Source organism: Pseudomonas sp. S2_B07 (assembly GCF_054668435.1).
On the sequence record NZ_CP162769.1, the window covers coordinates 2421600 to 2434817 of the forward strand.

Consider the following 13218-nt stretch of genomic DNA (forward strand, 5'->3'; position numbering starts at 1 on the left):
GCCCTCGCCCACAGGCACCCGCCGCCTGCGCCGAGTGCCTCGCCCCACGGCAAAAACCTTAGCCGGTATTTCGCAAACCGGCGGCAATCCCCGCCACAGACACCAGCAACGCCTGTTCTACCGGGCTGCCTTGGGCCACATCCTGTTGTCGCGAACGGGCCAGCAACTCCGCCTGCAATAGATGAAGCGGGTCGAGGTAGGTGTTGCGCAACCGGATGAATTCGAGGGTGTCTGGGCTATGTGCCAGTAGCTGCGACTGACCAGTCAACCCAAGCACCACGGCACACGCCTGCGACAATAGGTCGCGTAAGTGCACACCTAAAGGAAGCAAATCCGGCTCGACCAGACGCTCATCGTAGGATTGGGCGATATCTGCATCCGCTTTGGCCAGGACCATTTCCAGCATGTCGATGCGGGTGCGGAAGAACGGCCATTGCTCGCGCATCTGCCCCAACAACTCGCCTTCACCGCGCTCAAGCGCCTTGCTCAACGCGGCTTCCCAGCCGAGCCAGGCCGGCAACATCAGGCGCGTTTGAGTCCAGCCGAAGATCCACGGAATCGCGCGCAGACTTTCGATTCCGCCGGCGCGGCGTTTGGCCGGGCGACTGCCCAGCGGCAAGCGGCCCAATTCCTGTTCCGGCGTCGACTGGCGGAAATACTCGACGAATTGCGGGTTCTCACGCACCACGGCGCGGTACGCCTTGACCCCATCGGCGGCCAATTCGTCCATCAAATGGCGCCACGCAGGCTCTGGTGGCGGCGGTGGCAGCAGGGTCGCTTCCAGCACTGCGGCCAGGTACAGATTAAGGTTTTGCTCAGCGATGTCCGGCAGGCCGAATTTGAAACGAATCATTTCCCCTTGCTCGGTGGTACGGAAACGCCCGGCGACCGAACCCGGCGGCTGCGACAGAATCGCCGCGTGCGCCGGACCACCGCCACGCCCCACGGTGCCGCCGCGACCGTGGAACAACAGCAGTTCCACTTGCTGCTCGCGGCAGATGTCGACCAAGCGTTCCTGTGCCCGATATTGCGCCCAGGCCGCCGCTGTCGTCCCCGCATCCTTGGCCGAGTCGGAGTAGCCGATCATCACTTCCTGCGGGCCTTGCAAGCGCGAACGATAGCCCGGCAGCAGCAATAGCTTTTCAATCACAGGGCCAGCGTTGTCGAGGTCCGCCAGGGTTTCGAACAGCGGCACCACGCGCATCGGCCGCAGTACGCCCGCCTCTTTGAGCAGCAGTTGCACCGCGAGCACGTCGGAGGCGGCACCGGCCATGGAGATCACATACGAACCCAGTGAAGCGCCGGGGGCGGCGGCGATTTCCCGGCAGGTCGCCAGCACTTCGGCGGTATCGGCAGAGGGTTTGAAATACGCCGGCAGCAACGGTCGACGGTTGTTCTGCTCGCGCATCAGGAAGGCGATGCGCTCCTCCTCGCTCCAGTCTTCGTAACGTCCGAGGCCCAGATAATCGGTGATTTCGGTCAGGGCGGCGGTATGCCGCGAGGCGTCCTGACGCACATCGAGGCGCACCAGGAACAGGCCGAACGTCACTGCCCGACGCAGGCAATCGAGCAGCGGACCGTCGGCGATCACGCCCATGCCGCACTCATGCAGCGACTGATAGCAGAGCTCCAGCGGATCGAGCAGGTCACGGTTGTTTTGCAGCACATCGGCCGGTGCCGGGGTGGTCGTCGTCAAAGAGGCGTGCGCCCAATTGCGCGTGGCACGCAGACGTTCACGCAACTGTTTGAGCACCGCGCGATACGGTTCGGCACTGTCTCCGGCCTTGGCTTTCAAGGCTTCGCTGGCCTGCTGCATCGACAGTTCCGCCGCCAGGTGATCGACGTCGCGCACGTACAAATCGGCGGCCATCCAGCGCGCCAGCAGCAACACTTCACGGGTCACGGCAGCGGTCACGTTGGGGTTGCCGTCGCGGTCGCCGCCCATCCACGAGGCGAAACGAATCGGCGCGGCCTCCAGCGGCAAGTGCAGGCCGGTGGCGTCAAACAGGGCTTTATCGGCCTTGCGCAGGTAATTGGGGATCGCCTGCCACAGCGAATGTTCGATCACCGCGAAGCCCCATTTGGCTTCATCAACAGGTGTCGGGCGGGTGCGGCGGATTTCTTCGGTGTGCCAGGCTTCAGCGATCAGGCGCTGCAATTTCGCCTGGATCTGCTCGCGCTCGGCCGGGGTCAGGTCGCGGTGGTCTTGCGCGGCCAGTTGCGCGGCAATCGCGTCGTACTTCTGGATCAGCGTGCGGCGCGCCACTTCGGTCGGGTGCGCGGTCAGTACCAGTTCGATTTCCAGTCGCCCCAATTGCCGGGCCAAAGCGTCAGCGCTGTGGCCCTCGGCGCGCAGGCGAGCGAGCAGTTCCGGCAACACGCGGGCCTCAAAAGGCGCGGGCTGCGACGCTTCGCGGCGGTGAATCAGCTGATATTGCTCGGCGATGTTGGCCAGGTTGAGAAACTGGTTGAACGCCCGCGCCACCGGCAGCAACTCGTCTTCGCTCAATTGGTTGAGGCTGGCGCTCAGTTCGGCATTCATGGAACCGCGGCGGTCGGCCTTGGCACCCTTGCGGATCTGCTCGATCTTGTCGAGAAAACCGTCCCCGTACTGTTCACGAATGGTGTTGCCCAACAACTCACCCAACAGGTGAACGTCTTCGCGCAAGCGTGCATCAATATCGGTCATCAGCAGTTCTCCAGCAAAAAATCCGGGCGGCCATGAACATCATGCTTTGACCCCAAGAGTGCCGCCGTAAAGCCGTTCTTACAAGCAAACGACGAAGGGACTTTAAACCCGGCGCGCAGAAGCTAGTCTGAAGAGGAAGCCGCACAACGGCTTTCGCCGGCCACTGCCGGACACTGAAACGGCCTGCCACGAGCAGGAACGCATTGAGGTCACTATGAAAATTCGCGAGCTTGCCCAGCATTGGGAAGAAAACGCCAAGGGTCGCCTGACCGAGACGGGCTACACGATTCACCTGGACGTGGAAGCCGCCGCACGGCTGGCGGCCATTACCGAGATGTACCCCAAACGCCAACCTGAAGAACTGCTCGGCGAGCTGATTGGCGCCGCCCTGGAAGAGCTGGAAAAAAGCTTTCCGTATGTGAAGGGCTCGACCGTTGTGGCGACTGATGAAGAAGGTGATCCGCTGTACGAAGACGTCGGTCCTACACCGCGTTTTCTCGCATTGTCGCGGCGGCATTTGCATGATTTGTCGGTCGGTAGTGACAAGCAGAAACACTGATCCTGCTGATGTAAAACTGTGGGAGCCCTGTGGCAAGGGGGCTCCTACAGGGAAGTAATACCCATCAAAAAACGTGAATTCCTGAGCGATAAAAAGCCCCGGAATACCGCCTCTCGCCGCCAAAGTTCCCGATATAGAGCCTTTCGTGCTTTTTCGCAGGCACGGTGAATTTCTCTGAACTTTTAAAAAATGCCTTTGGTCGTAACCAGTAACCACGCCTGGTACGGTCGTCTCATTTTGCACATCACGTCAGTCGGTTACGGCTCCATACCAGGATGGATATTCAAGTTTTACAGGAGTAATTCCAATGGAGTTGAAGACTATGAAAACCACCTCATCCACCCACTTGCGTGGCCTGAAACTGGCTGCCCTGGCAATTGGCAGCAGTTTCATTCTGGCCGGTTGCGCCGGTAACCCGCCGACCGAGCAATACGCGGTCACCCAATCCGCCGTCAATGACGCGGTCAGTGCCGGCGGCACCGAGTTTGCGGCTGTGGAGATGAAGTCCGCTCAAGACAAATTCAAACAAGCCGAAATCGCCATGCACGACAAAAAGTATGACGAGGCGCGGATGCTCGCCGAGCAAGCCGAGTGGGACGCTCGTGTGGCCGAACGCAAGGCTCAGGCGATGAAAGCTCAACAGACACTGAAGGACTCTCAGCAAGGTGTTCAGGAACTGCGTCAGGAAAGTCAGCGCACCGTGCAGTAAGCGCGCATCCAGACCCCGGACCTGAAGCTCTTACCGATTAAAAAGGACGAATGATTATGCGTACACAATTGATGATCCCCGCTCTCCTCGCCGCCAGTGTTGCCCTGGCTGCCTGCTCCACCCCGCCTAACGCGAACCTGGAACAGGCGCGCACCAACTACAGCGGCCTGCAAGCCAACCCGCAAGCGAGCAAAGTTGCGGCACTGGAAACCAAAGACGCCAGTGATTACCTGGACAAAGCCGATCAGGCGTACCGCGACAAGCAAGACGCGGCCAAGGTCGATCAACTGGCTTACCTGACCAATCAGCGCGTTGAAGTGGCCAAGCAGACCATCGCCCTGCGCACCGCTGAAGCCAACTTGAAAAACGCTTCGGCCCAACGTGCCCAGGCGCGTCTGGATGCGCGTGACACGCAGATCAAGCAGTTGCAGGCCAGCCTTAACGCCAAGCAAACCGACCGCGGCACCTTGGTGACGTTTGGTGATGTGTTGTTTGCCACCGACCACGCAGACCTGAAGCCCAGCGGTCTGGCGAACATCAACAAACTGTCGCAGTTCCTCTCGGAAAACCCGGATCGCAAAGTGATCGTCGAGGGTTACACCGACAGCACCGGCACCGAGGGCCACAACCAGTCGCTGTCGGAGCGTCGGGCCGATTCGGTGCGCACGGCACTGGTGAAAATGGGCGTTGATCCGGCGCGCATCGTGGCTCAGGGGTATGGCAAGGAATACCCGGTTGCTGAAAACAATAGCGTGTCGGGCCGGGCGATGAACCGTCGGGTGGAGGTGACCATTTCCAATGATAACCAGCCGGTGATTCCGCGTTCGGCGGTTAGCTCGAACTAAGTAACATCTGCTTAAACAAAAAGCCCCGGCTGATGGCTCAGTCGGGGCTTTTTCATGGAGCAAAAAACAAATCCTGTAGGAGTGAGCCTGCTCGCGAAAGCCATTCAACATTCAAAATATGTTTTTGCAGACTCGCCGCCTTCGCGAGCAGGCTCGCTCCCACAGAGGAAATTTGGTGCTCGCAAAATGGGGTTACTGCTCCAGCTTCTGCGGGGTTTCCTGCCCCATGCAACGCACCGCCTTTTTCTTGCTGTCGACCAGCACACCGGTCAGGCCTTTTTGCTCGGTATCAAACAGCACCAGCACGCCATCAATGCACTGCGCCACTTGCGCGGCAGGCTCCAGGGAGACTTTGTAGTCCTCGCCCGGCATGGTCTTGAGCATGGTGAATTCGTTGAGCAGCAACGCGTCCTCAGGCTTGGCGAAATGCAGGTAACCGTAGTACCACAAGGCACCCACGGTGCCGAGGATGCTGCAGATACCGGTGATGATCAGCGGGATGGCGTTACGTTCTTCACTCATTGCGGGCTCTCTGGTGGTTCATCTTCTGAATTCGGGGGTGCCGGGTAATTGGGGATTTCACCCAGGCGGCGCAGGCCGTTGAAATGCTGCGGGTCGTCGAGATAACGCAGCATGACTTTTCGCCAGACCGGGTCGGCGAACGTCTGCACATGACCGCCTCGGGTCAGTTGCAGCACACGCGGCGGCGGCGCAGCTTGATACAGACGGATGCCGTTGGAAAGGGGCACGATTGGATCGTCGATGCTGTGATAGAGCAGTTTCGGCACGCTTTTGAGCTGCGGCATCGAGTAGATCGCGCTTTCATCGTCCGGCACCAGCCAGGACAACGGCACCTGGAACGGCCAGGTCAGCCATGAAGTGCTCAAGGCAAATTGGCCGACGCTGCGATAGCTGGCCGGTGCTCCGTCGAGGACCAGGGCCGTGAGCTGTTTCTCACGTTCGGGGTGTTGAACCAGGTAGTGCACGGCCATCGAGCCGCCGAGGCTTTGGCCAAGCAGGATCAGCGGTTTGCCTTTGACTTCGGGGGCCTGGTCGAGCCATTTGAACGCGGCGTCGATGTCCTGATAGATCGCCGGCAGGCTCGGTTTCCCTTCGGATAAACCGTAGCCGCGATAGTCGATCAGCAGCACTTGATAACCTGCCTTGGGCAGCCACCAGCTCCCACCCAGATGCATCGGCAAGTTGCCGCCATTGCCATGCAGGTGCAGCACCGTGCCTTTGACGTCGACACCCTTTTTGGCCGGCAACCACCAGGCGTTGAGCTTGAGACCGTCGGCAGTGACGAGGGTGACTTCGCGGTATTCGAGATGAGCTTTTTCCGGGGTGAACAACTGGCCGGGCTCGGGGTAGAACAGCAGGGAGCTGCAACCGCTCAAGGTCAGAAGCAGGCAAACCATGCCGAGGAATCTCATCCGTTGAAACCTCGCAAAATTCAGAATTGAAAATACACATCCCCTTGTAGGAGTGAGCCTGCTCGCGATAGCGGTGTGTCAGCCAACATCAATGTTGAATGTTGAAACGCAATCGCGAGCAGGCTCACGCCTACAGGGGTATTCGGGATCGTTAGAGGATGTTGGAGTAATCCGCTTCAATCCGGTCCAGGCTCAAATGGTTAAGGAAGTTGGAGAAGCACATCCACGCCGACAGCGCGTTCAGGTCGCGGAACTGATCCGGCAAATACTTCGGCGGCACCACCAACCCTTCATCAACCAACTGGCGCAGCGTGCGCATGTCTTCCAGCGTGGTCTTGCCGCAAAACAGCAGCGGGATCTGCTCAAGCTTGCCTTTACGCACGGCCAACTGAATGTAGTTGTAAACCATGATGAAGCCCTTGAGGTAGGACAAGTCTTTGGTAAATGGCAGACCGTCGGGCACCGAACCACGGAATACCCGGCTGGCGTTGCCGTAGCTTTCCGCCATTTCGAAGCCTTGCTCGCGGAAGAACTCGTAGATCTGCAGGAAGTCCGCGCCCTCCTCCACCATGTGAATGGCGCGGGTACGGTTGGTGAGTTTGCGCAGGCGACTCGGGTAGGACGCGAAGGTGATGATTTCCATCAGGATCGCCAAACCTTCCTGGGTCACCGTCGACGACGGCGGGCCCTTGGACAGGAAGGTGCAGATCGGCTGGTTCAACCCGTTGAGCGTGGTGCCGACATGCACCAGCCCTTCGTGGACTTCCAGGGCGCGCACGTCACGGTCGTTGAACATCGCATCGGCGCGGATCTTGATGTAGTCCGCACCGGCCGCCGCATCGGCGACGATCCCGTCGGACTCGAACACCCGAATGGTTTCCTCGGCTTCGCCAAAGACCTTGTTCAAGCGGGTTTGCAGCAGGTGCACGGCTTCCTTGGCCGTAAGGATTTTTGGCTCATCCTTGAGATCGCCACGGCCGTCGATGTTGTTCAGGTAATCGGAAAGCATCAGCCCCAGATCGGCCAGAGTCGGGTCACCGGCGTGGAACGCGTCGGACGCAGCACCGTACAGTTCCTGGGAAATCAGGCCAAAATCCTCGGTGCCGCGCGCTTCCAGCATGCGCACCACCATCCGGTATTCCTTGCACATGCGGCGCATGATCTGGCCGACCGGGTTGAACTGGCCGAGCTGGCGGGTAATGTCGCGCTCGATGTTCTGGAACTCCAGTTTCACTTTGCTGGAGTCGAACGTCAGTGGCCGATTGAGGTAGTAATCGCGGTCCACCGCCGGCATTTCCTTGCCCTTGGCCTTGAGGAATCCCTTGCGGATGCTGTCGTCCCACTTGACCGCATCGAGGACGCGAATCGGCGTCTGCGCCAGCACAATGCGATCGGACAAAATGCGTATCGTCTGCTGGTAATCGTCCACCCGAAACTCCTGTAGAAAAACCGTTATGTGCTGAGTCTATTTGCTGTTGGCCAGGCGTTGATAGCGCACCGCTTCGACGAAGACATCGGAATTGGCCGGATCGTCGAGGTAACTGAAGACCTGATCCAGTGCGTTGTCGACCAATACGCCGTCGCCGTCGTCGGTCTGAAAACCTTCGCCGCTCAAGACTTTTTGTCCGAGTGCCTGGTTGATCTGCTCGAGGTCGAGGTTGTAGACCACCAATTCATGTTTGTCCGTGAGTTCGAAACCGGCAATGGTGAAATGGCCGCCGTATTTGGCTGGCACTTTCGCCGACAGGTACCAGCGGCTGCCATGGCGCGAGACGGTGAAGGGATAGGCTTCGCGTTCGCCGGGTTTGGCCTTGAAGTAGCTGACCGCCTGATAACGATGGTCACCGATGCGCGTCAGTTCCAGGTTCATCGGCTCGCCCCAGGCGTTAGTGCTGGTCCATTTGCCGAGCAAACCTTTGGGCGCGGGGTCGCTCGCGGGCAGCGGTTCCTTGAAGGTCACCAGACAGCCACTGAGCAGCAGGAACGACAAGGCGATCACAATGACGCGCCAGGCTTTCATTCAACACTCCCTATGCACACGCAGTCCTGTAGCAGCTGCCGAAGGCTGCGTTCGGCTGCGAAGCAGTCGTAAACTCTGAATCCCGAATCAACCTGAAGGAACACGGTGGCAGGTTTTACGACGACTTCGTCGCCGAACGCAGCCTTCGCCAGCGGCTACGGGGACCGTGCTCAACTCACACCGACGCGAGTACCAAGTGCATGTAGCGATTGAGGATACCGAGCATTTCTTCTTCACCCACAGGCTCGGCGTCGTTGAGCAGGCCCTGATATTCCATCCGTCCGATAATCGCCGTCAACACTTTGGCATCCTCTCGTGGCTCACGCGAACCCAACACCTCGAAAAGCTGGCAGGTGCCCTGGAGGAGAATCTGCTGATGCGAGCGCACCAATTCCGCCAGGCGCGGGTTCAACAAGGCCTCCTGACGGAACGCCTGTTCAGCCATCAAGTGTTCGCGACGGTTGATCAATTGCCGGTGAACATAGTCCGTCATCAACCGTGCAATGTCGTCCGCCAGCTGGGAGCGCGCCTCGGGGCTGCCGTCGCCGCTGATCACCATCTCGCGCAGCAAGCCCTCATTGTTCACCCACAACTTGGCCATGAACGCCGCGCTGCGCTCCACGTATTGGGCAAAGGTATCGGTGAGCAAGTCATCGATGTCCTTGAAATAGTAGGTGGTGGCCGACAACGGCACACCGGCCTCGGCCGCCACTGCGCGGTGGCGCACGGCCCGCACGCCATCGCGCACGACAATGCGCATCGCCGCATCGAGAATGTCCTGTCGACGCTGCTCGCTGCCCTGTCGGCTGGCCTTGCGGCCCTGGTACTGAACACTTTCAGCGACCGCAGTGGCGATACCCGCTGCACCTTCTTGAGCCATTGCACGATTCACGACAGGTCTTTCCTCTCAGATGAAAGCAATAAATTGATACGTTTGTACCAGACAGGCAATAAAAAGCCGCCTGAAAAGGCGGCTTTTTAATTGAAACACTTACGCTTGCGGCCGCATGTGCGGGAACAGGATCACGTCACGGATCGACGGGGAGTTGGTCAGCAGCATCACCAGACGGTCGATACCGATACCTTCACCCGCCGTTGGCGGCATGCCGTACTCCAGCGCGCGAACGAAGTCGGCGTCGTAGTGCATGGCTTCGTCGTCGCCCGCGTCCTTGTCGGCGACCTGCGCCATGAAGCGCTCGGCCTGGTCTTCCGCGTCGTTCAACTCGGAGTAGGCGTTGGCGATTTCACGGCCGCCGATGAACAGTTCGAAACGGTCGGTGACGTTCGGGTTGTCATCGTTGCGACGGGCCAGTGGCGACACTTCGAACGGGTACTGGGTAATGAAGTGCGGCTGTTCCAGCTTGTGCTCGACCAGCTCTTCGAAAATCATCACTTGCAGCTTGCCCAGACCTTCGAAGCCCAGCACCTTGGCGCCGGCCTTCTTGGCGATGGCACGCGCCTTGTCGATGTCATTCAGATCGTCAGCGGTCAGCTCAGGGTTGTACTTGAGGATCGAATCGAACACCGACAGACGTACGAACGGTTCGCCGAAGTGGAACACCTTGTCGCCGTAAGGCACGTCGGTGCTGCCCAGAACCAGCTGCGCCAGTTCGCGGAACAGTTCTTCGGTCAGGTCCATGTTGTCTTCGTAGTCGGCGTACGCCTGGTAGAACTCCAACATGGTGAATTCAGGGTTGTGACGAGTCGAAACGCCCTCGTTACGGAAGTTGCGGTTGATCTCGAACACTTTCTCGAAACCGCCGACAACGAGGCGCTTGAGGTACAACTCAGGCGCGATACGCAGGAACATTTCCATGTCCAGCGCGTTGTGGTGAGTCTCGAACGGCTTGGCTGCTGCGCCACCCGGGATGGTTTGCAGCATCGGCGTTTCGACCTCGAGGAAGTCACGCTGCATCAGGAAGCTGCGGATGTGCGCGATGACTTGCGAACGAACGCGGAAGGTCTGGCGCACTTCTTCGTTGACGATCAGGTCAACGTAACGCTGACGGTAGCGCTGTTCGGTGTCGGTCAGGCCGTGGTGCTTGTCCGGCAGCGGGCGCAGCGACTTGGTCAGCAGGCGCACGCTGGTCATTTCGACGTACAGGTCGCCCTTGCCCGAACGGGCCAGGGTGCCTTCGGCAGCAATGATGTCGCCCATGTCCCAGGTTTTCACCGCGGCCAGGGTGTCTTCGGACAGGGTTTTACGGTTGACGTAGACCTGGATGCGACCGGTCATGTCCTGGATCACCATGAACGAGCCACGGTTGAGCATGATGCGACCGGCAACCTTGACCGGGATTGCAGCCTCTGCCAGCTCTTCCTTGGTCTTGTCCGCGTACTGTTTCTGCAAGTCATTGCAGTAGTTGTCGCGGCGGAAGTCGTTCGGGAAGGCATTGCCCTTGGCGCGCTCGGCAGCAAGCTTTTCCTTGCGCAGGGCGATCAGGGAGTTTTCTTCCTGTTGCAGGGCTTGCGGGTCGAGTTCTAGGTCGCTCATGTCTTTAAAAATTCCATCACAGGTTCGTTGCCCCCACCGGTGGCAGGGGACTTGAGGTCTTGACTGGCGGTTTACAGGCCTTGTTTCAGGCTGGCCACCAGGTATTCGTCGATGTCGCCGTCGAGCACCTTGTCGCAGTCGCTGCGTTCGATGTTAGTGCGCAAATCCTTGATTCGCGACGCATCGAGTACATACGAGCGGATCTGGTGACCCCAGCCGATGTCGGACTTGGTGTCTTCCAGGGCCTGGGACGCGGCGTTGCGTTTCTGCACTTCCTGCTCGTACAAGCGCGCCCGCAACATTTTCATCGCGGTGTCTTTGTTGGCGTGCTGGGAGCGTTCGTTCTGGCAGCTGACCACGGTGTTGGTCGGTACGTGAGTAATACGTACGGCCGAGTCGGTGGTGTTTACGTGCTGACCACCGGCACCGGAGGAGCGGTAGGTGTCGATGCGCAGGTCCGACGGGTTGATGTCGATTTCGATGTTGTCATCGATTTCCGGCGACACGAACACGGCCGAGAACGAGGTGTGGCGGCGGTTGCCGGAGTCGAACGGGCTCTTGCGCACCAGACGGTGCACGCCGATCTCGGTCCGCAACCAGCCAAAGGCGTATTCGCCCTTGATGTGCACGGTCGCGCCCTTGATCCCGGCGACTTCACCGGCGGACAGTTCCATGATGGTCGCGTCGAAACCGCGTTTGTCAGCCCAGCGCAGGTACATGCGCAGCAGGATGTTGGCCCAGTCCTGGGCCTCGGTGCCACCGGAGCCGGCCTGGATGTCCAGGTAGGCGTTGTTGGCATCCATTTCACCGCTGAACATGCGACGGAATTCGAGTTTTTCCAGCGACTCGCGCAGGCGCTCGACTTCGGCGGCGACGTCATCGACGGCGGCCTGGTCTTCTTCTTCGGCGGACATCAGCAGCAGGTCTTTGGCGTCGGCCAGGCCGGAGTGCATTTCGTCGAGGGTTTCGACGATCTGCGCCAGCAGGGACCGCTCGCGGCCCAGTTCCTGAGCGTACGTCGGGTTGTTCCAGACAGACGGATCTTCAAGCTCGCGATTGACTTCAGTCAGACGCTCATGCTTTTGATCGTAGTCAAAGATACCCCCGAATAGTTTCGGAGCGCTCGGACAGGTCCTTGATACTGTTAAGGATCGGGTTGATTTCCATGGCGGGCAGCACTCGTTGGCGAACTTTTGAAAGCCGGCGAGTATAACGTAAACAGGCCTCCACGGCAGCCCGCCTGGCGGCTTTAGGCGCGAATGACTCAAACATTCCTGTAGCAGCGGTCGAGCCCCGCGAGGCCGCGTCCGAGGACGAAGTCCTCGCCAATCCTGCGCACACGGTTTGTCTGGAGGACCGCGCTGTACGGTTTTACGGCGGCTTCGCCGCCGGACGCAGCCTAGTAGGCTCGACAGCGGCTACAGGTCGTGCATTACCTCACTCGATTCCGACCTGATTGCGCCCATTGTTCTTCGCCAGGTACAGCCCCTTGTCCGCCGCCGAGATCAATTGCCGACAATCGCTGCCCGGTTGCGGGACCATGGTGGACAGGCCAATGCTGATGGTCAGGCTGGAGCCTTCGGTCGGCGAAAGGTGCGGAATCTTCAGTGCAGCCACAGTTTGGCGGAGTTTTTCCGCCACCAGGCGTGCACCGCCTGGCGTGGTGTTGGGCAGTACCAACGCAAACTCCTCGCCACCGTAACGGGCCGGCAGGTCAGACGGACGAGCGCTGGCGTCGCGGATCGCCGCCGCGACCTTGCGCAAGGCTTCGTCGCCTTCCAGATGCCCGAAGCTGTCGTTGTAGGACTTGAAGTAATCCACATCGATCATCAGCAGCGACAGTTGGCTCTGGTCACGCAGCGAACGGCGCCACTCCAGCTCCAGGTACTCATCGAAATGCCGGCGGTTCGACAGCCCGGTCAGGCCATCGGAATTCATCAGCCGCTGCAGCACCAGATTGGTGTCGAGCAGTTGCTGCTGGCTGACCCGCAACGCACGGTACGCCGCGTCACGCTGCAACAGCGTCATGTAGGAGCGCGAGTGATAGCGGATTCGTGCCACCAGCTCGATGTTGTCCGGCAGCTTGACCAGATAATCATTGGCCCCGGCGGCAAACGCCGCGCTCTTGACCAGCGGGTCTTCCTTGGTCGACAGGACAATGATCGGAATGTCCTTGGTCGCCGGATGATTACGGTACTCGCGCACCAGGCTCAAGCCGTCCAGACCCGGCATCACCAGATCCTGAAGAATCACCGTCGGCTTGATGCGGATCGCCTGCGCGATGGCCTGATGCGGGTCTGCGCAGAAGTGGAAGTCAATATTGTCTTCGTTCGACAACCCGCGACGCACCGCTTCGCCGATCATTGCCTGATCGTCCACCAACAACACCATGGCGGCGTTTTCGTCGGTTTTGAAGCCGTCGAGCTGTAAGTCATTCATGTGCGGTCACCTGAGTACTTCTTGGGCCAG

General features: G+C 59.6%; 12 protein-coding genes. 3 read left to right on the forward strand and 9 right to left on the reverse strand.

Features of this window, described 5'->3' with window-relative positions:
* Positions 1-58: 58 nt before the first annotated feature.
* Positions 59-2689 (reverse strand): phosphoenolpyruvate carboxylase, encoded by a 2631-nt coding sequence (gene ppc, locus AB4N43_RS11285; RefSeq protein ID WP_460154036.1) that lies wholly within the window; start codon positions 2687-2689, stop codon positions 59-61.
* Positions 2690-2903: 214 nt separating this feature from the next.
* Between ppc and AB4N43_RS11290 the strand changes: the two genes are divergently transcribed.
* The 3 genes from AB4N43_RS11290 (at position 2904) to AB4N43_RS11300 (ending at position 4802) form a co-directional block, all read left to right on the forward strand.
* On the forward strand, positions 2904-3248 hold the full coding sequence (locus AB4N43_RS11290) for a hypothetical protein (RefSeq protein WP_027924947.1): 345 nt from the start codon (positions 2904-2906) through the stop codon (positions 3246-3248).
* A 307-nt stretch (positions 3249-3555) separates the two neighbouring features.
* Positions 3556-3957, forward strand: a complete 402-nt coding sequence (locus AB4N43_RS11295) for a DUF4398 domain-containing protein (RefSeq protein ID WP_027924946.1) — start codon at positions 3556-3558, stop codon at positions 3955-3957.
* 56 nt (positions 3958-4013) lie between these two features.
* Positions 4014-4802 (forward strand): OmpA family protein, encoded by a 789-nt coding sequence (locus tag AB4N43_RS11300; protein ID WP_059181555.1) that lies wholly within the window; start codon positions 4014-4016, stop codon positions 4800-4802.
* Positions 4803-4994: 192 nt separating this feature from the next.
* Here the strand turns inward: AB4N43_RS11300 and AB4N43_RS11305 are convergent, their stop codons facing one another.
* The 8 genes from AB4N43_RS11305 to AB4N43_RS11340 all read right to left on the reverse strand — a co-directional run bounded on the left by AB4N43_RS11305 (position 4995) and on the right by AB4N43_RS11340 (position 13188).
* Complete coding sequence (locus AB4N43_RS11305) at positions 4995-5324, reverse strand: hypothetical protein (protein WP_027924944.1); 330 nt, start codon at positions 5322-5324, stop codon at positions 4995-4997.
* Positions 5321-6235, reverse strand: a complete 915-nt coding sequence (locus AB4N43_RS11310; RefSeq protein WP_027924943.1) for an alpha/beta hydrolase — start codon at positions 6233-6235, stop codon at positions 5321-5323. Before AB4N43_RS11310 ends, AB4N43_RS11305 begins: the two co-directional genes overlap by 4 nt.
* Positions 6236-6386: 151 nt before the next feature.
* Positions 6387-7664 (reverse strand): flavohemoglobin expression-modulating QEGLA motif protein, encoded by a 1278-nt coding sequence (locus AB4N43_RS11315; RefSeq protein ID WP_027924942.1) that lies wholly within the window; start codon positions 7662-7664, stop codon positions 6387-6389.
* A 36-nt stretch (positions 7665-7700) separates the two neighbouring features.
* Positions 7701-8255 (reverse strand): hypothetical protein, encoded by a 555-nt coding sequence (locus AB4N43_RS11320; protein ID WP_027924941.1) that lies wholly within the window; start codon positions 8253-8255, stop codon positions 7701-7703.
* A gap of 175 nt (positions 8256-8430) precedes the next feature.
* The gene (locus tag AB4N43_RS11325; RefSeq protein WP_027924940.1) at positions 8431-9147 is read right to left on the reverse strand and encodes a TetR/AcrR family transcriptional regulator; all 717 of its coding nucleotides are present in this window, start codon (positions 9145-9147) and stop codon (positions 8431-8433) included.
* Positions 9148-9246: 99 nt separating this feature from the next.
* Positions 9247-10749, reverse strand: a complete 1503-nt coding sequence (lysS, locus tag AB4N43_RS11330; RefSeq protein ID WP_027924939.1) for a lysine--tRNA ligase — start codon at positions 10747-10749, stop codon at positions 9247-9249.
* A gap of 71 nt (positions 10750-10820) precedes the next feature.
* Positions 10821-11916 (reverse strand): peptide chain release factor 2 gene (prfB, locus tag AB4N43_RS11335; protein WP_155953740.1). Its coding sequence is split into 2 segments (ribosomal slippage): positions 10821-11843 and positions 11845-11916, totalling 1095 coding nucleotides; the frame shifts between segments, so codons are not numbered across the junction.
* Positions 11917-12186: 270 nt separating this feature from the next.
* Positions 12187-13188 (reverse strand): response regulator, encoded by a 1002-nt coding sequence (locus tag AB4N43_RS11340; protein ID WP_027924937.1) that lies wholly within the window; start codon positions 13186-13188, stop codon positions 12187-12189.
* Between the last annotated feature and the right edge of the window lie 30 nt (positions 13189-13218).